This window comes from Vibrio sp. GJ43-1 (assembly GCF_055808835.1).
This window is the reverse complement of record NZ_CM147884.1, coordinates 1,194,036-1,218,902: the sequence shown is the minus strand read 5'-3', so window position 1 is coordinate 1,218,902 and position 24,867 is coordinate 1,194,036. Positions and strand designations below refer to the sequence as shown.

Below are 24,867 nucleotides of genomic sequence, written 5' to 3'. Positions count from 1 at the left end.
CGTTATTAAGAAGCTTTAGCGTTTTTAAGAGGACTAACGTTCCGTTGTTATATACAAACTGGCGACTGACCGCCAGTTTGTATCACGGACAGTTTGTATCACGGACCGTTTAAACCTGAAAGCCAAGTATACCCCACTTCAGACTAACTGAAGCGCCGTGGCATTCTAGCGCCACTTCGAGCACGGACTAGATATCGCGCTCTCAAAGACATCCACTTCATTCGTTATCGCTAAAGTAGTGATTGAATGCGAACGAGCACTAGTCATCCTCCCCACATTTTGCACACTCATCGTACGTACGTTCGCCTTCACTGATCACAACGTAGTCTTGTACGCAACGATCGCAAAGCGCGAGTTTTGGATAGCCATTATTCTTCCCTTCAACGGTGTAGTGCTTTCTCATTTTCTTTGCGCTCTCATCTTCAACAATTGACTCGTTCAAAATTATACAAGGTTCGACCATCAAGTGGATACCTCGCTAAGCAAGAAGTTCAGCGTTAACTAATATCATTCGCCCCCCTTAAAGATCACCTGACACGACCTATCACTGGATACAGCAAGTCTAATTCACTTTAAATGAAGATGAATTTTCCTCAGCAAACGTTGGTATGACACATCACACTTTTACAATCATTTAATTATTGATTTATCAGCAAGTTAGGCAATACTTATTTAATACATTTTTTAAGCGTACTGACATAGGAGACATAGGTGGGTGAGAAAGCGTTTACCGTTCTATTAGTCGATGACACACCAGGCAACCTTGATGTTCTCAATGGCGTCTTGTCTGAACACTATAAAATTAAAGTGGCAACCAGTGGCGCGATCGCTCTAAAGATTGCCAGCCGAACACCTAAGCCAGACCTCATTTTACTGGATGTCATGATGCCTGAGATGGACGGTTACGAAGTATGCCAACACCTTAAAAGTAATCCCATCACTCAAGATATACTCGGTTATTTTTGTCACGGCGAAAAGCCAAATTGGCGATGAAACGAAAGGCTTTGAGCTAGGGGCTGTCGACTACATTATTAAACCAATTAGCCCAGCAATTGTACGAGCCAGAGTTGCGACACATTTGTTTTTACATAACCAGCGCCAAATGCTTGAGCAAGAAGTTCAACAGCGTACTCAAGCACTTCGTGAAAACCAGTCGGAGATCATTAACTGCTTAGCAAGAGCCGCGGAATTTAAAGATAATGAAACGGGTATGCACGTCATCAGGATGAGTCATTACAGCCGTTTGTTAGCCGAAGCTATCCATGTTTCTCCGCACTGGCGTGATTTACTCTTTGAAGCTGCCCCCATGCACGATGTGGGGAAGATAGGTATTGCAGACCGAATACTGCTCAAACCCGAAAAGCTTAACGACGATGAATGGAAAGAAATGAAAAAACATGTCGATTATGGCGTCGAAATCTTAGGCTCGCACACTTCACCACTGCTCACGCTCGCTAAAGAGATCGCCCAATATCATCATGAAAAGTGGGACGGCAGTGGCTACCCTAAAGGCGTAGCTGCGTAACCAGATCCCTTTGTCGGCGCGCATTGTCATGATTGCCGATGTATTTGACGCGCTAACCAGCGTCAGACCTTATAAACCAGCATGGGCAATAGACGACGCCTTTCAATTCTTAACGGAACAATCTGGGCATCATTTTGACCCCCAATTAGTCGACAAATTTATCTCGCTCAAATCAGATATTGTCGTCATTCAACAAAAATTTAGTGATTGACTCACACTTTCAAATACGACCAAAAATAAGATGTAATCAAGGAAGATATGCCATGCTATCAAACGACGTACAACGCTCAATCGTTCGCTCCAATCGTATTGTGGTCGGGTTTTTGATTGTCATCGTCATGCTATTTGGCGTCGGGCTCATGGCTTGGGTAAGCCTTAACAAATTATTTAGTTCAGTTGACCGCTATGAAGGGGCTGGGCAGCTTCTTCTAACCCTAGACCGCGCTCGACTGCATGAACTATCCTTTACTCGAGACTTGTCCGTCAAAGAATCGGAAGTCGCATTAAGCTACATGCAAACCGCGCTTGTTTTGGCAAAAACATTTCACAAAGAACGCCAAGAAGACAGCTCTGGCACTCAGGACCTGATCAATCGTATCTCCCAATATGAACGTGATTTTTCCGACTACACCGACTTAAGCTTGAGCTTCGTCAGTGAACGATATTTGATGGTGCAAAATGCACGTAAAGCGAGCATCTTGTCAGATGCAATCCACAACCTGCAACTCAAATACATTGATTTGGACAAACGACGGGTCAGCGAACTTCGTGATGAAATGAGCGACATTTCAAAGAACTCCGCAATTTCTTATCGGCTTTCAGTCTCTGTTGAGTCTGCCCGCAATTTCGCCAAAGACTTTCTGGTTTTTGATGAAAAAAAGGATTATCGCTTAAGTTTGGCTGAGTTAAAAAAAATATCTCGATATTTGGAGCAGCTAAAAACTCGCATCAAAAACCCTCATAGCCGTGAACTTCTTAACCGATTAGATTCATTGAGCCAAAATTTTTACGAACGACTACATCAACTAGAAAATATCTCCGGTCCCTCAGATGTTAGTCTCAGCAATCCCCTCATCCGTAATTTTGCTATGACCGCATTCGAACTCGCACAAGCCGCTCTCGATTTAAGAAGTAACGAAAGTCTTGTGTTTGAAACCGCTGAAGAAAAAGTCACCGCGATTCAAAACTTAATGGCACAGCGCCTCAATATTTCCAAAGAAATTACCTCACTAATTAAAGAAATTGATTCCGCTCGCCAAACTGACCGTGACTTTTCACTCGCGATTACCGGAGAAGCCAAAAGCATCTATGCTCAGGAAGTCATTATGCTGCTGCAACGAGCGATGCACCGAGCCGAAATAATTGCTAGTTTGCTGATAGAAGACGATGAAAAGCAACTCTTTGTGCAGCTTTCTCCGATACTAAAAATGTATCTTGATGATTTCTATCGCGTCCAAGCCGTTTCCGATCAAACCGACACTATCGCCAAACGTATGGTCGAGTCAGCGATTGAAATAGATAGTGCGATTTTGGATATCCGCAATCGTCGCTTCGAACAAATGTCGCAAGCAAGAGATCTTTCTGCTTACATTTCTTATGGCGCGGTGTTGTTTGTATTGGCATTAATGATGCTGGGCTATCTCATAAGGCGATCCCACATTGAACTACAAAGCGTCACACAAGTGCTCGAACAAGCTAATGATAGCGCCCAGCATGCCAACCAAGCTAAATCCGATTTCCTCGCCACTATGAGCCATGAAATCCGCACACCGATGAATGCCATTATCGGTATGAGCCACCTTGCCCTTGAAACCGACCTCGATAAAAAGCAACGTAATTACATCACTAAGGTTCACAGCTCTGCAAAATCCTTATTGGGCGTCATCAATGACATCCTCGACTTCTCAAAAGTAGAAGCAGGTAAAATAGAACTTGAAACTCTTGAGTTTGCACTTGATGAAGTGATTGAAGATTTCATCAACCTTATCGGTGAACGTGCTCGCGAAAAAAACCTCGACCTACTCATAGATATCGACCCCAATGTTCCAACACTAATGATGGGGGATGCTCTGCGCCTAAAACAAATCCTCATCAACCTTGGATCCAATGCCGTCAAATTTACGGAGCAAGGCGAAATTCGAGTTCTCATCTCCACCATTTCCTATTCCAGCCAACAGTACACACTCCAATTTAAAGTCATTGATGACGGTATAGGCATGACGCCAGAACAAATACAAACACTGTTCCAATCGTTTACTCAGGCTGACAGCTCAACCACTAGAAAGTATGGCGGGACGGGGTTGGGACTCGCGATCACAAAAAAACTGGTCACCCTAATGAGAGGCGATATCTCAGTCACTAGCCAACCAAATCAAGGTTCCATATTTACCTTCACCGCCCAGTTTGCGGAAGTCGCCAACAGTAACAAAGCCCTATACCCCTCAATCTTGAGCAGCAAAAAATCCTGCTAGTGGATGATTCAAAAGAAGCGACTAGAATCATCAACGCTCAATTGCAACGGATGCAATGCGAGGTACATTGCTTCAACAACTTGCCTGAACTGGCGAGCGCAATGCAAGACTCTGTGATTGAAGCTGACTTAGTGATTTATGATTGGCGCTTTGATGGCTTTGATAACATCGGAGAAATCTATCAATTACGCGAACAGTTTTCTAAGCTACTGGTGAGTAAATTGGTCATTTTGACGTCCAAAGGATCCAACGACATATCCGAAGCGCTGCAAGATACCGATATCATCGTCGCCGATATTCTCGAAAAACCGTTTACTAACTCATCCTTAGTGGACCTGCTCATGAACACCCTAGTCTCAAAGCAACGCACTCCCCATCGTAGAAAACGCGATATCCAAATGAGTAAAGATATGGCTACACTGGTTGGCGCAAAAATACTGCTCGTCGAAGACAACGAAATAAATCAAGAAGTGGCGCGTGAAGTATTAGAAATGCATGGCATGTCTGTGGATGTCGCCTGCAACGGTAAAATCGCCTTAGATAAATTAACCACCAACCACTATGACGGTGTGTTAATGGACTGCCAAATGCCCGTTCTTGATGGCTACAAGGCCACCCAAAGTGCTCGCCAAGACTTAGGTCTTAATGCGCTGCCTATCATTGCCCTAACGGCGAATGTTATGGTTGGTGATAAAGAGAAAGTACTCGCTAGCGGCATGAACGACCTGATCGGTAAACCATTACTCATCGATGAAATGTTTCGCACCATGGCGAAGTGGATCACCGTCTCTAAATCCCGTCCATCACTCGCAACACCCGACAACAGAGCAAACGTATCTACGGTTAGTTTCAGCGCTGAACAAACCATTCATCAATTATCTTCTATAGCGGGACTATGTACTGAAAATGGGCTAGCTGCCACCAGCCAAAATAGGGCGCTCTATTTGAAATTGCTCAAGCAATTTTGCCAACAGTACCAAAAGCACACATTTGCTTGGCAACAACATAACGCTCCGGAGTATTCATTTGATATTCATACATTAAAAGGCATAGCGGGGAATTTAGGGATGCAAGACATCGTCGCGCTTTGTGCCGACATAGAGCATTCATTACAGACCGAAAATTTTGACGCGATAGACATTCAAGAAACCAAGCTGAACCAAAGTGTTGAAGAAATGATCATTCAATGTACACCGACCATAGCACCGCTCGCGATAGAGCCCCACAATGAACTAATGAACACCGAAGCGGCGCTTACTGCGGCTTCAGAAACACAAGCAACCATTCATAATGCCCCTATTTACGCCATTATAGAGCATGCAAAAGAGTTCGATATGGCGGCGATATCATTGCTAGAAAACTCCGATATTTTAACGACGACGATATTAAGCGATCACCACAGATCACAGCTTCATTCCGCCATAGCCCAATACGATTTTGAAGCGATTACCACAATTCTAACCGACTATTTAAATAGTGAGAGCCGCCCATAGCGTTAGGGGTAACAAACATAAGCTCAGCGCCTGGGTACCCTAAGCCAGCCAAATGCACCGCCCTAGCCAATGCCACGACGTCATTGCGCTAGGGCGGCCATTTAACCCACGGCCGTGTTTACGATGGGTTGAGCTCTGCTTTCAACACTTTCTCTAGCTCTGGGTACGGTAAGTAACCCGGTATAATTTGATCATTAATCACTAAAGCAGGTGTGCCACGTAAGCCTAAGTCGCGAAAAAATTGTTGATTACGCTCCAATAATTCATCCGATACCTTTGATTGAACGAGCTGGTTTTGAGTCCCCGTTTTCTCAGCTATCGCCTTCATGGTGCGCTCACTATGCATTCGAGGGTTCGCAACCAATAATTCATGGACTTGCGCATAGCTCTCTGGCATGTTTCGCCACACATTCAACGCGTAACTTGCGGTATTGTATTCAAGCGGGCTGTTGTGCTCTTTAAGTGGCGTATAAATATTCACCACTTTAATTTGTGGGTAGGCTTGTGCCAACTTCTCAAGTTCACGATCCAATTTTTTACAGTAAGGGCAGTTGTAATCCGTCACGTTAATAATCGTCAATTGTGGATCTTCCATGGCCCCAAACGCGCTATGTGCGGCGCTATTCACATGAGGCTGATAACGCTGTAACGTCGTTGTGATACCTTGCTGCTGAGCAATAAATGCCATAAGACTCTGATGAAGGTTGTCGACCACTTCTGGGTTTTCTTGCAGCATTTGGGTAATGTCTTCGATTTTGTTCTGGGTATCATTCGTCACCGTCCCCGCAACACTTTGTGTGCTCACTAAAGTAAACAGTGCCAAGGTCACGAAAGGTTTGAACGTTTTCATAGCCGTATATTTTGTCTCGTGCGTTACGTTTTTCATCTTTACTTATCCATTTTAAATCGGTCATATCGTGACATCGTCACGATATCTTTAAACTCAATATTCGTTGTTAGTTAAAGCATGACTAAACGAGCAAATAAGCCCATTGGGGTCGTCACGCCTGTCGTGGTTGATGCTATTTTTCCATCTTTAATAATTACAATGGTGGGGGTTGCCGTAATCCCCCACTGACTCATTCGTTGCCCTTTGGGATCATTAATATTGGAAAAGTGCCTATCTTGCCCGGTCATAAAACGGCTAACCCGAGCATCTGACCCAGACATCGTCGACACACCAACGACATTATAAGGGCCATCAAACCAATCAATGGTTGGCGTGACAAACTTACATGCCGGGCACCACGTCGCCCAAAAATAAACGATAACCAGCGCTTGTTTACTTTGTTCTATTACATCGGCCCACTGACCATCTAACGTCTTACCACTTAAAGCAGGTAAGTCCATCTGAGGCATATCACGAGTGCGATAATAGTCGACAGCTATCGTCACCAAGACCATAACAATGGCGATTGTTCCCCACTCTCGTGCATGCCGACGCCAACCTTTGGCCGATGCTTTATTCGTCTTTTTGCGTGACCACATTATTGCTCACCTCGTGCGCTGGAAATGGCATTGAGCACAGCGTCATTGGTAAGAATGACGGGTAATGGAATACCGTCAGGCGCATTAGGGCCAAACACGATGTTAAAAGGCACACCGTATCGACCATAAAAACGAAGAAAAGCGGTGACGTCGTCACTTGGCGTGGTCCAGTCTCCTTTCATGGCAATAACATCGCTTTGTTGCAAGGTGTCATAAACTGGAGGTTGCAGGATAACGCCAATTTTGTTGGCCTTACAGGTAATGCACCAATCGGCCGTCACGTCGACGAAAACCGTGTGCCCCGCTGCCACTTCATTGGCGATTCGAGTAGTCGACAGCGCTGCCCAGTCAGGCTCAGGTGGTAATGGCGTTGCCCAACGGTCGGCGGTCATACTGCCAATCATCAATCCTCCCGCCAACGCTATGATGCTCACCCCACCTAGTAATAATGCTGGTTTATCCCCGTAACACGATTTAACGCGCAGAAACAGCCACACCAACGCCGCCAATGCCAATACACCAATCCAAAACGGTGGTAAATGATGGCTAAGCAACGACAGTAACCACGTTGACGTCAATAACATCATCGAGCCGAATAAGATTTTCACCCGGTTCATCCATGCACCAGGCTTGGGCAACCACGAAACCAAGCTTGGAAACAGCGCTATCAGAACCCACGGCAGAGCCATCCCTAAGCCAAGAGCGGTAAAAATTGCAAACGTGGCACTCGTGCTGGTCGCAAGCGCGAAAGCCACTGCTGTGCCTAAAAATGGCGCAGAACATGGCGTTGCCAACAGTGTGGCAAACATACCTTGCACAAAGTGTCCGACATAGGAGTTATCACCTTTTGTCGCCATCCAAGTGTTCATTGAACTCGGTAGTCGAAGCTCAAATAAACCCAGCATATTGGCACCAAATAATCCGGTGATCAGCACCATAACGGCGATAAAGCCACCGCTTTGAAATTGGATGCCCCAGCCAATGCTAGACCCTGACCATTTCAATACGGTAATAAATAAAGCCAGTAGCAAAAATGACGTGATTATTCCCATAGATGAGGCAACAAATTGAGCGCGTATTTGCGTTTTCTCTGCCGTTGCAGCGGAAATAACATGGCTCAATTTCATCCCTAATACCGGGAACACACATGGCATAATATTGAGTATCAAACCACCCAATAATGCAAAACCAAGCATCGATAACATAGAAGCAGACGACAAAGCGCTGGCGATGTCATTGCCTGTGATAACTCCGCTATTTACCGTTATCGCTTGCTCCGCTAGTAGGTTTTCATCAATCATGGTGACCAAGATCGAACGTGAATCCAAATCGGGGTCACCTAACCAACTCGTGACCTTAAACGTCGCCACGACTTTATCGCCATCTATATTAATTTTGGGCGATAGAAATGAATAGTCCTCAACCACATCATCCTGACTATCAATCAACAGATCCGGTTTCACCCATCCTCTCGCGTTAAGCACGGTGACTTGAAGCTCTTGACGAGATGCGTCCCAAATGGCTTGGACACCATCAATGAAAGGCGACGCTTTTGGCACAAGGCTCATCGCTTGCGCATATTGATACATCGCCGTTTCTGATAAGGACAGTTCGCTAGGCACAAACGTCATATCAATAGGGAAGTCCGTCAATACACAAACGGTTGTGCAGCTTGAAATCGTTGCTGTCGCCGACAAATTGACCGGCTTGTGAATATCGTTAACTTCGATATGCAGTGGGAACACGACATCATGTTTATAGCCTAACGTCTCTAAACCCAAGAGTTCGAAACGATGAGGGTAAGGCCACTCCCATTTTATCGCCTTAATATTACTTGATTGTTGCCAGTCCAGCGAAGGGGCAATGCCACCCTCGCCCGGAGAGCGCCAATAGGTTTTCCAATCACCGGATAAACGAACTTCCAAAAAACCTTCAACGGTTTGAGTTTGCTCATCGACTTGCCCAGTAAGAACCACTCGCGTTTCAACATGAGGATGAAAGTCACTGGTGAGCCAGCCAGTCTCAACGCCTGTTGCAATAGGGCTAGAAGAGGGATTGGCTAAGGCCAGAGGGCTGAGTATTAATGTACTCAAAAACCAAAGGCCAAACACAAATGACGCCAGTCGCTGTACGACGGAGTGCGGGTATGCGGTTTGCTTTTTCATTGATATTCCTAAAATAAAATTACGACGTGTTGAGCTGTGTTAACAGCCAAATACGGAAGTGTTTGTTTATTTTTGGACTCGTTATTCTTGGAAGGTGCAGTGCCGGAGATGGATCCGATATCGACTAAAAATCGGCGGTGTAAAGGGGACAAACGACATTCTCTGAACACGATAAATACCCAGAGCGAGAATCGTGACAATAAGGGTAATCAGCCAAAGACTATCAAGATCGAAGATATGGAAACTCAATAACTGGCTAGACAGATGACACTCTTCACTGGCTTGCTGATCGCCGCCTTGTCTTGACGTAATCGTACTCTTAGAGGCCGCACTGTCTAATGACATACTCTCAAGAGCACTGGCGTTCAGCGCGGTATTTAAACCCGGCTGTAGAGTTGGCTGTGCAACTATTGCCGCGGTGGGTACGCCACTCATGTCTTTTAGCGGCGAACACACTTGCAGCACACCACTATTTTGCAACAAACACACAAACAGCACCCAAACCGTTAAGGTCAAAGCGAATTTTGCTTTTTTGTGTAAAGACTTCTCACGAAGATCAGAGAAAAACGTTGCGTCAAATTGGTTTCGTTACCGTTAGTCAAATGCTAGAGCACGCTCGATGTTAAGAGCGAGCGGCAACCAGTGTAGAGAACCTCAACCCGTAACTCTAGTGAATTCTTCGCCTTTTTTCATTTGTTAACAATATACACCCGCCGCTTTCGGTCATCCCGTTAGTCCCCTCATATTCCAATAGTCATTCTTAACGCTCTATAATCACAAAAATTCATTTATTGAAATGAAAAATTCCACTTTATGTATTTATTGGGTATATTGAAGAGGTTCAATGTTCATTCTAACCACTGGAGGTCCCCTATGGCTTATTGTCTTAATCCTAACCACGAACAATATTGTCTCATCAACGTCGCGACCTCAGAGGTGATACGGGAAGTGTTTTTGAACTCGCCCAGCAGCTTGGTTGTCGAGTAGACACGATCCAAGCTTTGCTAGTTGGTGGTGAATCAAATAGCGCATACTGGGGAGATAATGGATTTTCGGGTTATCAACGCCATTTAAGTCTTAATGACAGCTAACTCTTGATCACAGCTAAACCTTAATGATGCCTTAATCTTCATGATCACTAAGCAGGCATTACGAGCAGCCATGTAAACTCATAGCATGGCATTTTGGGGTTTCATTGTATTGAGCTAACAGCCGAGAAACATTGCTCGGCAAATCACGTAACCAGTGTTCGACGCTGGTTTTAAATTCACTTGATGTCGCTGTCGCAGACGTTGTTGGAAATAAGTCCACACCTGACTCTTCGAGTATTCGTAAAATGGATCTTTGATACTGGCTATACGCTTGGGCCTTCTTAACCTTGGCAATAACCCATTGCACTTGCGCCTTATATAAGTCTAATTCATCCATTAATTCATAGCTCAACCTTTGCTGCCTTAACTCAAATATTTCTTCAAGAGTACGCGTTCTCTGTGACTCCATAGCCAAACGCTTTTTATCCGTTTGATAGGCGATATTGGCAGCTCTAATCTGACCTACAATAGCAACGGCATTCGCCAATGAAGCCAGCTGCTCAAGTGCTTGACGTTTTTCTAACTCATCAAGTTTCGCAGGCAATGTCAGTAGCTCAATCACCTTTATTGCTAGATTAAGATCAACTTGAAGCCACTCACTGTTTCTCAGGTTTGGATCCGAGTCATAATAGCTCGAATAACCCACTGAGAAGTTTGGCAATGCATCCAACCAAGCTCGCTTTATCTCAAGCCCTGCATTTTCAATCTGATACATAGATTCCATAAGATCAGAGCGATGATAAAGCGCAAAACGCTCCAACACCTTAAGCTCAGTACCATCAAGCGAGAGATTAAACGTATTCTGACCTTTATGAATAATTGACACCTCCAAGCCAGGTGCGCTGATCAATGTCATGAGTTCCTGTTTTGATGACAAATAATCAAGTTCTAACTCTTCAAGTTGAATACGTAACCTAAGCAATTGTTCGCGATATTGAAGCAAGACTAGTGGATCCACCAAATGACTATTTTCCAGCAGCTTCACTCTAGCTAAACTGCGGTCCAATAACGTTAAAATTTGCCTAGATTGTTCTATTTCCTGCTCAATGGCGGCAAGTTCAACGTAAGCACTTAGTACTTCACGAACAATGCGAGTCAACACCCGCCTTTGCTGCTGCTCTTCCATCAAGGCTTCATTCCCCAACTCTTGCGCCCTTAAATAGGCTTGTCCAAGGTCGAGTGAAGACCATGATATTGTCGTCGACGAGGAGTTTTTATCCCGCGCCGGAGGCAACACATCCACGGCGCCGCCATCATTACTTCTCACGTATCGATTCGAATTCGAATTAAGTTGTGGCAAATAACCCAACACCGAGTGATTAAGCGCAGTTTGCCCGACTAATACTCGATACCTTGCTTGCTCAATTTCTAAATTGTGCTTTAAAGCTAAAATAACCGCGTCAGACAGGGATAATGGCCCCGTGATTTCCATCTGGGTATTTTCAATCCATTTGCTCTGTTGCATCACTCGCAGATCTATTTGTTCCTGTGTCACTTTAACTGGAGTGACGGAGCAAGCAGACAGTACCAATGCGCTTACAATCAATAAGGTGAATCGCATCCTAAGGCTCCCTGAAACTTTCGTTAAATGCCTTAGCAATTGGAAAAACAAGATATGAAATGAGCGTTCGCTTGTCCGTTTGAATATTCGCTTCGAGCGTCAGCCCCGGCTGTAATCGAAAATCGCTAGGCGCGTCCCGAATATCGTCAAGACTCGAAATATCAATCCAACCTCGGAACGTCAGCGCTTCTTTACCGTAGACATCATCAGTAAGCGCATCTTCACTCACCTGCCGTAACGAGCCACTCATCGTGCCGTATTTAGTAAAAGGTAACGAATCCAGTTTAATTGTGACAGTATCACCAATAGAGACCTGGTTAATATCAGAAGGATTTAAATCAACAACGATCTCCATCGGACTATTGTTTGGGACAATCTCATATAAGAACTCATTCGCTGCGACGTAACTGCCAAACGTTTTGTCCGCGACTTTTAGTATGACGCCGTCAATAGGAGCATGAATTTCAGCTAATTTTAGTCGAACGAGATACGCAGATAACTGCTGCTCAAGCGCGATATATTCTCTCGTCGATTTCACTAACTGATCTGAAATATCGACTTGCTGCTGACTGATGTATCGCTTTAATTCACTAAGGGTGTTTTTGGCTTCTGTTTTTAACGACGTCATGGCGCTCACCAACGACGTGTGCTTTCTCTGCATTTCCAACAACTGCTTTTGAGCATCAAGGTAAGCTTCCCGCTTAGGTCCTGTTCGACGAAATCGATCTTTTTCTTGTTGATACAACCTTTGCTTATCAGCAACGAGCTTTTTTGTAGTTCAATTTGCTTTAGTACCACAACTTCTTCTTGCTTCATGCTCCCTAATCGCGTGTCGAGCGAGGTCAGCATGACATTTTTGGCCGTAACCGTTGCTTGATAGGCTGAGCGCCTTGCTTTAAACAAGGAAGCTTCTAACTTTTGAGAGGATCGCGGAGGACTATCCACATCATAGGCCTCATTGGCTAACTCCGCTTCCAGCCGTCGGATGCGGGCTTTCATTCGTTGCATTTGGTATCGGGTAGAACGAATGTCTGACTCTATTGGTCTCCCACCAATGATCGCAATGAGGTCTCCCTTTGATACGGCCGTTCCCGCACTACCAAAATATTGCTCAAGCAACCCTTCAGCTTGGCTCTGAATAACAATATTTTGCGCCACGGGCTTAACATGCCCTCGTGCGACGACAAAAGTATTAACTTTGAAGATACAAGACCACGTAATTAGCGCGACAATAGCAACCAGTAATACCCACAATGACAAATACATAGTCCGGTTGGGATAAGAATGGCGAATTTGCTGCCATTTAGGGGCATGCTTTATCAACGGGTCATGAGGTTCAATCTTCATCCGACGCGCTCCTGTATCGCAAACGACGACGGGTGCTGCCGATTCCATAGTTCTTTGTACAGTGAGCATCGTGACAATAGCTCGTGGTGAGAAGCAAAATCTTCCAGTTTCCCTTCGTTCATGACCAGAATACGATCCATATAAGGCATTGACGATAAACGATGGGAAATGTTGATTAGCGTTCTACCTTGAGCAAGTTGATACAGATTATCCAATATGTGTTGCTCACTTTCCGCATCAAGCGCACTGGTCGCCTCATCCATTAATAACACTTTAGGATCGTCGAGCAGTGCTCTAGAAAAGTTAAGTCGCTGGCGCTGACCACCTGACAGGTTGCTGCCGTTTTCTTCCAGCATCGTGTCATAGCCTTGGGGGAGCTTGTCGATAAAGGTGTCTGCGCCCGTGAGTTGAGCGACTTGTATGATCTCTTCTAGTGATTTACTGGGGCTCGACTTAGCGATATTGTCTTTTATCGAACCGCGAAATAGGAAGCTATCTTGTAAAACAATGCCAATTTTGGAACGAAGATAATTGGGCTCATATTCCCGTAGTTCGTTATTGTCAATTCGGATAGAGCCTTGCGTCGGATTATAAAAACCGAGAAGAAGCCGAGTCAAAGTGCTTTTTCCGGAGCCACTCGGTCCAACAATGCCTATTTTCTCACCTCGCCCAATGTCAAAGCTGAGCTGGTCAATAACTGGGGCTTGATTCGGTTCATATTGAAAACTCAACTGCTTTACCGCAATATGACCCGCGATTGGTGACGTCACGCCTCCTTCTCTTACACGCTCTGGTGCGCTATTGAGCACGCGTCCTAACATATCAACACTAATCGAAGTCTGCTGAAATTTGCTAGTCAATCCCACAAGCTGCACCAACGGGCCCGCGATACGGCTCGCCATGATGTTGAATGCAATCAAGGTACCGATCGTCATTTCTCCCGCCAGAACCAATTGCGCCCCTAACCAAATGATCACCAATGACATGAGTTTTTGTAGAAAGCCACTAATTTCATTAATGTAGCCGCTCCATCGCCCTACTCTATGTTGCCTAGACACAACATCGGCAGTGACTTCTAACCATTCACGCTTTTGTCGCTCCTCTATCGCCATGCTTTTTATCGTTTCCATACCGCGCACATTTTCCACCACAATGGACTGGCGTTCGGCTTCGGCTAGATAGAGAGCCTCCAACTGTGTTCGATAAGGACGAAGAACCGCCACCAAACTCAACATAATAACGGCTGAAAAACCAATCACTAACCAAGTTAACGTTGGGCTAAAAAACCACATCACGGGGATCAAAACGACAACGGAAGTAAGTTCGATTAACGTAAAAAGTAAATTCCCAGTAATAAACTCTCGAATACTACTGGCTTCTTGCACCTGTTTCGCCAGTTTACCTGCCGCTACCTTATGAAAAAAGCTAAAGGAAGCCTAAATAGGCGCCGACACGTTAAGTGAGCGATTTCAATATCTAACCTTGCAACAGCATGTAAAATAATAAGATTTCGAATGAAAGATAGCACGCCGCTAATCACTAAAGCGGCCGCAGCACCGATGAACAACACATGAAGCGTGGAATAACCGGAGTAGCCAATAACCTTATCGAATACCACCATGGAAAATAGCGGGACAACAAACGCAATAATATGGAGAAATAACGATACTACGATAATGTTGTATAGCATCGCAGGTTGTTTCAGTGCTTCATGAAAGAGCCAGCGAAAACCAAATGGCTGCTCTAACCCTAGCTCTGAGCCAATGGGACGGACAAAAATGCAACGGCCTTTCCAATACGAACGAAAGGCTTTTTCTGCGATAGGCACAAGATCCATACTCGCCGCCTTGGGATCCTGAATTAATACTTCTAACTCACCGCTTGATGATGCACGTACACCAGCTGCAACAACAAACTCACTGTTACTCAGCTGAATAATAATAGGAAACGCCGCTCCTAACCTTATAAACTGACGCCAGCGCAATGCCGTACACTGCGCTGTTAATCCAGTTTGATTAATCAAGAGCGTTAAATCCAACGCTGTCATAGGCTCATCCTTGACCCCATGATCGCGTATTAAGGTATCAGCAGAGTGATATATCTGGTAATACCGAGCGATAAGAACATACGCGTCCAATGCTGTGTTCATATCCTCTCCTTTTAACTAAAGCTCGGGGCAAGGTTAGCGGCTGGCTGATCTTCAGTGACTTCAGGTTCGGTATTCGCTTGTTTTTCTGTTACTAGCCCGCGACTTTTCAGTTCTTCCAGCAGTTGTGCATGAGTTTGCCAGCTGCGTAAAAACGCATCCGGAGACATCACTAAACGTAAATTATGCTCTTTTGGCGGCTCCTTACCGCTTGTTTCTGGGTCAACTGCAAACGTATAAAAGTCCATTCGAATATTCCCTGCAATGATCGCGACATTTTCAATGCCATCAATATAATGTTGATCTGCCATGATTTAATTTCCTTACTAGATAAAAAAATGCCTAGCTCAATAACCGAGCTAGGCTCCCGATCACGCAAGTCCTACTGCGCTATCAATTTTTGTTTTCGAATCGTGCATATCACCAATAATGCTATCGACCATATTCGATAAACCATCATTGATGTCGCCGAAATCGACTTTTCCAGCTTCGCCATCATTGAGCCAAGCAATGGTAGCTTGTGCGCCCTCTTCAAGTGCAGACGCAGAATCAAAGGCATCAAAACCTCTTAACTGCTCTGATACCGATGCGTCCATATTGTCCCAATGCTGCTTAAGTTGACTAAAGCTAAGGTTAGCTAACCCTTCAACATTAAAGACATCGTTATCCCCCCAGTTATTAAGACCAATCTCAGCGACAGACTGACCATCAAAGACAACGTCCAAGTTTGTATAATCTGTAGATAACACCAAGTTATCCAAAGAAAAAACCACGTCGTTTTGCGTCGAGTTGGAGTTGATAAACAGCGTGTCGACTTCATTGGGCGTATCCGATTCATAAATATCAAAACCTACCACTTCCCAAGGTAAATCGATAGCTATCACTCCCGGTGCCTCCTGTGACTTGAGAGCGGCCAAAGCCCGAGACAAACACATCGTTACCGACGTTACCCAATGACACCGATTGGTCATCAAAACTAAGCAAAGAAGCGATGCTATCTTGTTTGTCACCACCAAAGGTGCTGACAACATTGCCCATAAAGTCGGTCAACCCACCCAATACTTTGTTAATAATGGTTGCGCCACTAGAGGTAAGTAAGTCAAACGTCTCCCAGCCCAGATCAAGGAATACATCGTTCCCTTCGCCACCAGAAGTCACACCTGCGAGACCAATATTAAGTACCGTGTCGTTGCCTTCTCCCATCGAGACAACATTGGCTAAGCCTAGATTGATAGCAAAATCGTCACCTAAACCAGCGGTTACGGTATTAGCGCCGCCAATCGTCGCAATAACATCATTACCGCTGCCACCGCTGACCAGTGACTTACTGCCCATCGAGACCACTAAGTCATCACCGTTACCGGCCACCACATGATTAAATAAACCACCCGCAAACAAGCCATCATTACCACCTCCACCGTCTATCATATTGCGCAATCCAGCCGCAACAATGACATCACTATCAGAACCGAACTGGTCGACGGCGTCACCATAGACTTTATTATCGATGCCCATGACAAACGCTACATCCTTACCCTTGTGAAGCGCGACGTCATTTTCCACACCGATAGAAACGATATAGTCGTCTTTAAAGGTCGTCTTAACGGTATTTTTTCTACCCACAACCACGGCTGTTGTCGTAGCAAAGCCACCTTTAACGGTGTTTTCATTACCCAGCGCAAAGATGACGTTTTTAGGCGTATCGCCCGGCATGCCAGGGGAGGTATCGCCGGTAATCGTATTTTTGTTGCCTATCGCTGCCATGAGGTTTTCGCCAATGCCGCCTGACAGGTTATTTTCATTGCCTATCGCCACCAGCACATCATTATCAACACCACCCGCGAGCGTGTTTGTCCCGCCGATCGCCAACGCAATATTTGCACCGTAGTCATCACGCCAAGTATTTTCTGCGCCAACCATGAGGGCAATATCATTACCTCGGCCGGTATAAACAACGTTTTCTCGGCCAACGCCAATCGCGACGTCGTCACCACGACCTCCCATCAGTCGGTTGGTATCCCCAAGCGCCAACATGACATCCCCCCAGTCTCCCGCTTCATTTTCTTGAAGTAGGTGGTAATTATTGTCAAAAGAAGGCAGCCGTTCAGACCAATCAATCCCAATCACATTAGGAATAGAAAATGCGGGTATATTGATGGCCTGAGCAGGCAGTGTCAGTGCATCCATATCGGTGTAGTCACCCAAGCTAAAGTCAGGAACACCAAATTCTGGGATTTCAAAGTTTGGAACCTTGAAACCATAGAACTCACGCCCACTCAAGGCCGTGCCAAATAAACTAAATCCTGACAAGTCAAAACCGTTAAGATTGAATTCTGGCACTTTTATCTCAGGTAAATGCAATGTTGGGAGCTTGACCGTGGTATAGGTCGTCGAGTCGGTTCCGGTAGAACCGCCACCACCTCCAGATGTGGTCTCAGTGTGTTTAAGTTCAAAGTCATCCGGTGTTGTCCATTGCCCAACCGATGTTTCATTGATCAAGTGATTGTCTGTACCAGCTTCGGCAGGGGTGTCCTCGTCGCCGTAAAGGAAATAATTGTCAGACGCCCCTTTCGTTGCCGTATCAATGTCGCCCAAATCAGCCGATTGATAGGTATACATATTTAAGAACGCACCATTATCATTCAACCTTGGCTTAAACTCGGCTTGGGAGTTAAGAATGTTTCTACTTTGTCCTCCGCCCGACTCGTAACCAAATAGGTCACCTAGCATCGAGTCCGCACCACTGAATATTGATGAATTCACATCCAATTCGTACGTTAACTCCAAATCAAGGCTATCGACTTCCACTCCAAATCCACTCAGTGATGGCATGCAAAGTGACGGCAACGTGATACTCGGTATCTCTATTTCCGGTGTACTGATAGTAGGTAAATGAATTTCGGGTAAGCCATAGTTGCCAAGCGAACCATATTGGTATGAAGGCGCCGATTTCAATGCAGGGATAGGTGGGATATCAAAGTCATACTGAGGAATCGTCAATGATGGGGTCTTCCAATCCGGGACACTTGGATCGGAGAAGTCCATCTCTGGGAATAGCAAATTGAAGTTGCCACTCATTTTCATTTCAGCTTCAAAGCTTGCTGAACCCAGCGTTCCTTTTACAGGATCACCACTACGCTCACCTTTGTCATCCTTCTCTTGGAACATATTTTCAGTCCCTTTTTTAAGCTCTGTAATTTCTTCTGTTGAAAAGGTAATCTCATTGTCTGCAGCGATCATGTTGCGTTTACCAACGGCTAAAATGATATCTGCACCACCACCTGAAGCTATCCAGTTTTCCTTACCAAATGCCGCTATCGTATCGTTACCACTTCCCGATAGAACCACATTATTTTGACCAACCGAAAGCACAACGTCGTCACCGCCTTCGGTCAGTAAAATATTATGCTGTCCAACAGCAGCCACAATATCATTGCCCCACCCCGTCAAGGCGACGTTGTAACGCCCCGCTAGAATCGCGACATCATTCCCTCCGCCTGCATGAACGAAATTCGAATACCCAAAGGCATAAATGGTATCGTTACCCGAAGCCGTAGAAATGATATTTTTCGTGCCAAGCGCGGCAACCGCATCATCCTGACTGCCCGTCAGAACAATGTTGTCCATGCCTGCCACAATGACATCATTTTCACCGTCACCAGCCAGCATGACATTCAACTGTCCTAGCGCGACCATCACATCATTACCATCGCCTGCCCAGAACAGGTTTTTCATCCCAACGCCAACCATAAAGTTGTCACCATTACCCGCAAGCATAGCGTTGACATTTCCTAGACCAATAAATGCGTCGTTACCGCTGGCGCCTTGGAAAATATTATTGCCGCCTACCGCAACGGCGATGTTGTCGCCCCCGCCCATGACCAAAATATTGTTTGCACCAGCCACCATGACATCATCATTGCCACCAGCACCAAGGAAGACATTATTCAATCCTATTGCTGTCATGGTGTTATTCCCGTCACCAGCAATAAAGATGTTTGAATCGCCCATCGTACATAACGTGTCGTCGCCCGAGCCGCCCCAAACAATGTTGTAAGCCCCAAGCGTGGTAATGTCATTGGTGCCATTTCCTGCAATGATCATATTCGCATAACCAAACGCGACAATGAGATCGTTACCTGACCCCGTTTGAACTAAATTACCTCCGCCGTATACTTTCACTACATTGTTGCCTTCGCCCGCCAGTACAATATTTCCTGCACTTGTTACGTTGGCTAAATTTTTAAGATGATCGACCCCTGTATCCTTGCCAAAGTCATCACCATCCTCAGTGACAATTGACAGTAACCCCCCAGCTCGAATTTTGTCGTCGCCATCGCCTGACAAAATGAAATTACCGAAGCTATAAGCACGGATTTCATTGCCTGCCACTTCGCCGTGAGCAACCTGTCCAACAGAAGAAGCGCCTGAGCCGCCGCCATTACCCGTGCCAATGATATTAAAACCACCTTCCGCTCGAATGACATTTTTTCCATCGTCATAGCAAAGACAATATTCAACGCGCCTGCCGCATGAATCGTATTGCGACCATTGCCTGAAAACACGAAGTTTCCACCACCAAAGGCATCAATGGTATTTCGTCCATGACCCGCTAATACCACGTTAAGGCCACCAGCACTGTGGATGGTATTGTTATCATGGGCAACCTGCACCACGTTCATCCCACCTCGTGCATCGATCGTGTTATTGCCCCATCCCGCAGAAACCACATTCACGCCACCGTAAGCTTTAATGACATCATTGCCGTTTCCTGAGTTAATCGACTGACCGCCGACCGAGAGCGAATCAATCACATCATTACCATTGCCACTGGTAATTTCAGCACCCGCCGCACTCACTAAAATAGTGTTGTTACCATGCTTAGCATCAATCTTGACACCTATCGCTTTTACTTCAATTCGGTCATCACCATCTCCAACAAAGACATTGCCTCCGGCGGCATGCAACACGGCGTGATTGTTACCTTCACCAAGGTCAAGTAGCCCTACCCCCGCACCGACATAGGCATAATCATTACCATTACCTGCCGTAATACGAGCTCCCGCGGCACGTACATCAATGTGGTTATTCCCGCCCTTAGCGTCGATATTGACACCAACAGCACGAACATTAATTCGGTCATTTCCATCACCAACGCGAACTTCACCACCAATGGCATGAAAATCCACCGTATTATTACCGTGACCTAGATTTAGTAAACCAACCGCCGCTCCGACATAAGCGTAATCGTGACCGTTACCCGCAGTAATATTGGCACCCGCCGCACGAACATCGAGATGATTATTCCCTTCCCCCACATTCATACCGACACCCACGGCACGCACATTCACTCTGTCATTACCATTGCCCACTCTGACTGTGCCACCAACCGCGTGATAATCCACTGTATTGTTGCCGTGACCTAAATCAACCAACCCAACCCCAGCGCCAACGTAGGCATAATCATGCCCATTGCCCGCCGTAATATTTGCGCCCGCCGCACGGATGTACAACTTGTTGTTACCACTACCAGCATGAACGGTGGCACCAACCGCATTAATGTTGATAATATCGTTACCACCTTCGGTGCGAACCTTGGCGTAAATGCCTCGAGCATCAACTTCATCGTGCCCATTGCCGATCCATACATCCGCATGAGCACCACCTAGGCATAAACGTAATTATTCCCATTCCAGCCAGTATGTGCCGTTACCGACGCGCCTTTCGAGACGATCCAATCATCACCATCACCACTGTGAATATACGAAGAAACCGCACTGGTATAGATCGTATCGTGACCACTACCGGATTTCACACTGACCCCCGCACCTTCGGCGATAATATTATTGTTCCCGCCCCACGTTTCCACTTTGCAATTAAAGGTCCCAAAGGCGTATATCGTGTCGTTACCATACCCCGTGGTTACACTGGTATTCGCGGACTTAACATTAATGTCACGGTCATACCACGTACCTTTTTCGACCAATGTTGCTTTAGATCCGACATAGTTGACCGTCACGTCTTTTTCTCCGGTACCAAGCTCAATGTAAACATTGCTACCAGACGTCACTTTATAGGTATCGTTACCCGAGCTCGCATAGATATTGACGTTCACCGCGCCAACATTGACATAATCATCATCGGCACCATCCCAGATATAAATTTGGTTCAGTGCTTTGTTATAGTTACCAATGACATCGTTACCGTCTCCGGCATAGATCCATGATTCCCAAGTTGTATGTCCAGCACTGAGGTCATCATTTCCTCCCCCTCCTGAAATAATGCTTTTATGCGTGGCGTGACCTAGGCATGAAGCCTATCTGCGCCATTACCACCTTGATAATTTCGCGTTCCCATTTCATTTTCCTTCTGTTGTTTTAAACACACTCGCTACTTTCTGCGTACTGACGCGTGCAGTGTCATCGGTTTCACCCCAAAGCACCCGATCAATTCAAATAACTAACACCACTATGTTCAACATGCCCTTTCCGATGTTTAAATACCCTATCGGCCTTAGTACCAGCGCCAAGACGTCGACACCAGGCTTGATCTTTATGACTAAACTGCTGGCTCAAACTTCTTCGAATCGCGGTGCAATTTCCAAATGGAGCAACAAAGTCCATGAACCAAAGGTAGTTACCCCTATTCCATTCCACCTCCGGTAGCCAGACATCGTCGTCAGTAAGCTTTTCATGCCACTCGCGGGTAACTTGTGCCCAAGTCACAATGCCAATGGGACCTTGCTCATCATAGAAAAATCGACATTGCCCCATTCTTATTGCATTCAAAAAACGACTTTCCAGAACATGCAGGGGATAATCTCGATGTACTTCTGATTGCAATAGCAACCATGAGACTTCACCAATAAGCTGCATCTCTTTCTCATTCATATATGGACGCTCTAGCTTCATATACCCTCTCAGAACTTGTTTAAATATTCACCATCCATCCCTATTGTTAGTAACTTATGCGCCCACACTCAATAAATAACTATATTATGAGACGAAATGTTTTGTTTTTAGTGATCAGGATCATCAAAAAAGATGTATATGAGACTATTGGTACTGGTAAATACAGATCAGAAAGACGTTTGAAGTAAAAACTCGAGAGCGAGGTTACATGGGATTCTAAAGAGACTGATATTGATAAAAGGCGCTAGAGAAAGCGACGGTCGTTATATCGTTAATTTCAGCTAAAGCATGGGCGTCAATCGTAAACCTACCCAATTACGCTCTTCTTGTGGGGAATGTAATCACCCGTTATCGAAACACTTATAATCGTGTCTCGATAACGGCGATGTATGACAGTCAGCAGAGATTAACTCATCGAGTGTAATAGCCTACCGCGACCAATTTATTATCGATGACTCGGTAATAGGTATGTTTGTTCTCTACTTCACTTGAGAGCGGATTAAGCCAACGATACGAGTACTCTCCTCGACCATTCTCTCGTGCTAGCTTGAGCATCTCGGTGATAATCGGTTTATTATCAGGGCTTAGTATCTCATTATGCGATAGCCCGATGAGCTCTGGTGAAGTCCCATGGGCAAGAAACTTACCTGAGTTCATATCCAAAACAAACACATAGAGATCACCTTCGACGAAGTCCCCATCAATATCGTTAAATGCTGCGATGCTTTGCTGCTCCGATTTGACCATTGCGGTCATTGCGCGAGCAAGGAGGCGCTTAGCTTCTGCCGAACTTGAACGCTCTGGGTAATAACCAACCGCGACAATGACATCCCCTACACGTTCAAAAAACGTTCGCTTTGGTTCGCCCATTCTATCGGTAGGGTTCGTCCAATGATATTCCACTTCACCAAAACCGCTGTGCACTGCCTTAGAAAGCATTTCACGAAAAAAGGGTTTACCGTAAACATCCTGCGTATCCAGTACACTGTCGCCAATAAGCACCATAGACGAGCCACCACTGGCGAGAAATTCTCCGTCAATGCCTACTGCAAACACATACAGCTCCCCATCCGTAAATTGTGCATCACGTGAAAAATCTTCCACACTTTCATCACCATTAACCTGTACATGAAGCACCGCCTTTGCCAGTAGCGTTTTGGTTCTTAACTCGGCTTCTGTCGAAACATGCGGCTCACTGATCTCCAAAACATTCGTCGCCTCTTCAGCGCGAAGGTTTAGACTGACTAACACCAACCAAAACGCAATGATCGTCTTTATAATTTGTCGTATTTTCAATGTATTATCTCCTAGTAACCCACCATAGACGGTAACCACAGGCTTATTTTCGGGAAGAAAGCGATAACAAAAACGCCGACAATAGACGCCACCACAAACGGGTGAATCTTAGCGGTAATTTGTTCCACGGTAGCCCCTCCTATCCCTGACGCTACAAAGATATTTTCCCCCAGCGGCGGGGTTGCAAAACCAATCGATAACGTGCAGACGATAACAATTCCCACATGTGTCGGATCAGCGCCCAACATGTACATAATCGGCAATAGAACAGGCACAATGATCATAATGGCGGCAAGGGTTTCCATAAACATACCAATAAACAACAGCAACATGATTGTGAGCGCCCATACCAGATACATATTATCGGTAAAGCCAAGCAAAGACTCCGCAACAATCACAGGGATCTTTTGCTCAATTAGCAGACGGCCAAATACTGTTGCCGCAAACAAAATCAGCAGTACTCTACCCGTGATCCATGTTGTTGTAGAAAGCGACTTTAAGATGTTTTTAAATGACAACTCTCGGTGAATAAACACACCAACAAACAACGAGTAGAAAATAGCGACAACCGCTGACTCTGTTGGGGTAAACATGCCAGTATAAATACCACCAAGAATCAAAAACGGCGCCAATATCGACCACAACCCGCGCTTTATCGACACTTTAACTTCATCAAAGGACCAGTTTTCAGACAGCCCCCGATACCCTTCGCGCTTAGCAATCATATAATTGGTCATGACTAAGGTAGAGGCCATAATCAACCCCGGCACAACGCCCGCCACAAACAATTTCGGAATGGATAAAGAAGCAAACTGTCCGTGTAAAGCAATGGCTTCTGGTGGTGCCATCAACCCCATCGATGAAATACCGAAGATCACCAAAGGTATTGACGGTGGAATAATAATCCCAAGTCCCCCAGAGGCTGCCGTCACCGCCGATGCATAACTTCTGTCATACTCTCTCTTGACCATCGCTGGCACCATTAACATGCCAACCGCTGCTGTTGTTGCAGGGCCAGAGCCTGAAATAGCACCAAAAAATAAGCATGCCATCACCGTGGCGGCGCCTAGCCCGCCCGTCACTGGCCCTGCCAGACTTTCGGCAATATCCACCAACCGTTTGGAAATCCCAGCCGCTTCCATTAATGCGCTATAGCCAACACGAACGCAGGCAACGCCATTAGGGGAAAATTACCAACCGACGTAAAAGCGATTTGTACCAAGGCAATGGGATTTTTATCCAGTATCAAGTAAGCGGCCATCGAAGCGCCAGCTAAAGACACCGTGATCGGTGCACCTAGGATAAGTAGGAATAAAAAGCCACCAAAAAGAATCAGAGTTAAATAAGCTTCCATAGTAATGTCTCTTCCGTTT

General features: G+C 45.6%; 17 protein-coding genes and 3 pseudogenes. 4 read left to right on the top strand and 16 right to left on the bottom strand.

What is annotated here, in order from left to right:
* Nucleotides 1-259: 259 nt before the first annotated feature.
* The gene (locus tag AC0L66_RS05900) at nt 260-463 is read right to left on the bottom strand and encodes a hypothetical protein (RefSeq protein ID WP_473569297.1); all 204 of its coding nucleotides are present in this window, start codon (nt 461-463) and stop codon (nt 260-262) included.
* A 248-nt stretch (nt 464-711) separates the two neighbouring features.
* Between AC0L66_RS05900 and AC0L66_RS05895 the strand changes: the two are divergent.
* The 3 genes and pseudogenes from AC0L66_RS05895 to AC0L66_RS05885 all read left to right on the top strand — a co-directional run bounded on the left by AC0L66_RS05895 (nt 712) and on the right by AC0L66_RS05885 (nt 5,489).
* A pseudogene (locus AC0L66_RS05895) lies at nt 712-1,736 on the top strand (HD domain-containing phosphohydrolase).
* Nucleotides 1,737-1,788: 52 nt separating this feature from the next.
* On the top strand, nt 1,789-3,996 hold the full coding sequence (locus tag AC0L66_RS05890; RefSeq protein WP_473568727.1) for a sensor histidine kinase: 2,208 nt from the start codon (nt 1,789-1,791) through the stop codon (nt 3,994-3,996).
* Nucleotides 3,996-5,489, top strand: coding sequence for a response regulator (locus tag AC0L66_RS05885; RefSeq protein ID WP_473568725.1), 1,494 nt, complete (start codon nt 3,996-3,998; stop codon nt 5,487-5,489). Before AC0L66_RS05890 ends, AC0L66_RS05885 begins: the two co-directional genes overlap by 1 nt.
* 118 nt (nt 5,490-5,607) lie before the next feature.
* Here AC0L66_RS05885 and AC0L66_RS05880 read toward each other — a convergent pair whose 3' ends face one another.
* The 4 genes from AC0L66_RS05880 to AC0L66_RS05865 all read right to left on the bottom strand — a co-directional run bounded on the left by AC0L66_RS05880 (nt 5,608) and on the right by AC0L66_RS05865 (nt 9,658).
* Nucleotides 5,608-6,375, bottom strand: a complete 768-nt coding sequence (locus AC0L66_RS05880; RefSeq protein WP_473568723.1) for a DsbA family protein — start codon at nt 6,373-6,375, stop codon at nt 5,608-5,610.
* Between the two features lie 74 nt (nt 6,376-6,449).
* A complete protein-coding gene (locus AC0L66_RS05875; protein ID WP_473568721.1) occupies nt 6,450-6,977 on the bottom strand; it encodes a protein disulfide oxidoreductase in 528 nt (175 codons plus the stop codon).
* Nucleotides 6,977-9,142: a protein-disulfide reductase DsbD family protein gene (locus AC0L66_RS05870; RefSeq protein WP_473568719.1), complete on the bottom strand. Its 2,166-nt coding sequence runs from the start codon at nt 9,140-9,142 to the stop codon at nt 6,977-6,979. Before AC0L66_RS05870 ends, AC0L66_RS05875 begins: the two co-directional genes overlap by 1 nt.
* Before the next feature lie 81 nt (nt 9,143-9,223).
* Nucleotides 9,224-9,658, bottom strand: a complete 435-nt coding sequence (locus AC0L66_RS05865; RefSeq protein ID WP_473568717.1) for a hypothetical protein — start codon at nt 9,656-9,658, stop codon at nt 9,224-9,226.
* Between the two features lie 392 nt (nt 9,659-10,050).
* On the opposite strand from AC0L66_RS05865, the gene AC0L66_RS05860 reads away from it, so the two are divergent.
* Nucleotides 10,051-10,233 carry a hypothetical protein gene (locus AC0L66_RS05860; protein ID WP_473568716.1) on the top strand — a complete coding sequence of 61 codons (183 nt, stop codon included), beginning with the start codon at nt 10,051-10,053 and terminating at the stop codon, nt 10,231-10,233.
* 58 nt (nt 10,234-10,291) lie between these two features.
* Here AC0L66_RS05860 and AC0L66_RS05855 read toward each other — a convergent pair whose 3' ends face one another.
* The 11 genes and pseudogenes from AC0L66_RS05855 to AC0L66_RS05805 all read right to left on the bottom strand — a co-directional run bounded on the left by AC0L66_RS05855 (nt 10,292) and on the right by AC0L66_RS05805 (nt 24,848).
* Nucleotides 10,292-11,794, bottom strand: a complete 1,503-nt coding sequence (locus AC0L66_RS05855) for a TolC family protein (protein ID WP_473568714.1) — start codon at nt 11,792-11,794, stop codon at nt 10,292-10,294.
* Between the two features lies 1 nt (nt 11,795).
* Nucleotides 11,796-12,455, bottom strand: a complete 660-nt coding sequence (locus tag AC0L66_RS05850) for a beta-barrel domain-containing protein (protein WP_473568713.1) — start codon at nt 12,453-12,455, stop codon at nt 11,796-11,798.
* The gene (locus AC0L66_RS05845) at nt 12,428-13,141 is read right to left on the bottom strand and encodes a hypothetical protein (RefSeq protein WP_473568711.1); all 714 of its coding nucleotides are present in this window, start codon (nt 13,139-13,141) and stop codon (nt 12,428-12,430) included. Before AC0L66_RS05845 ends, AC0L66_RS05850 begins: the two co-directional genes overlap by 28 nt.
* Nucleotides 13,141-15,278, bottom strand: a pseudogene (locus AC0L66_RS05840) (cysteine peptidase family C39 domain-containing protein); the annotation flags it as partial. The gene AC0L66_RS05845 and the pseudogene AC0L66_RS05840, both read right to left, overlap by 1 nt.
* 23 nt (nt 15,279-15,301) lie before the next feature.
* On the bottom strand, nt 15,302-15,598 hold the full coding sequence (locus AC0L66_RS05835) for a hypothetical protein (protein WP_428751633.1): 297 nt from the start codon (nt 15,596-15,598) through the stop codon (nt 15,302-15,304).
* A 60-nt stretch (nt 15,599-15,658) separates the two neighbouring features.
* Entirely contained in the window at nt 15,659-16,171 is a 513-nt protein-coding gene (locus AC0L66_RS05830; RefSeq protein WP_473568709.1) for a hypothetical protein, read from the bottom strand.
* Nucleotides 16,131-19,679, bottom strand: coding sequence for a hypothetical protein (locus AC0L66_RS05825; RefSeq protein ID WP_473568707.1), 3,549 nt, complete (start codon nt 19,677-19,679; stop codon nt 16,131-16,133). Before AC0L66_RS05825 ends, AC0L66_RS05830 begins: the two co-directional genes overlap by 41 nt.
* Nucleotides 19,680-20,952: 1,273 nt before the next feature.
* Entirely contained in the window at nt 20,953-21,402 is a 450-nt protein-coding gene (locus AC0L66_RS05820) for a hypothetical protein (RefSeq protein ID WP_473568705.1), read from the bottom strand.
* A gap of 331 nt (nt 21,403-21,733) precedes the next feature.
* Complete coding sequence (locus tag AC0L66_RS05815; RefSeq protein ID WP_473568702.1) at nt 21,734-22,198, bottom strand: toxin-activating lysine-acyltransferase; 465 nt, start codon at nt 22,196-22,198, stop codon at nt 21,734-21,736.
* 411 nt (nt 22,199-22,609) lie between these two features.
* Nucleotides 22,610-23,494 (bottom strand): cache domain-containing protein, encoded by an 885-nt coding sequence (locus tag AC0L66_RS05810; protein ID WP_473568700.1) that lies wholly within the window; start codon nt 23,492-23,494, stop codon nt 22,610-22,612.
* Nucleotides 23,495-23,505: 11 nt separating this feature from the next.
* Nucleotides 23,506-24,848 (bottom strand): annotated as a pseudogene (locus tag AC0L66_RS05805) (TRAP transporter large permease).
* Nucleotides 24,849-24,867: the final 19 nt, after the last annotated feature.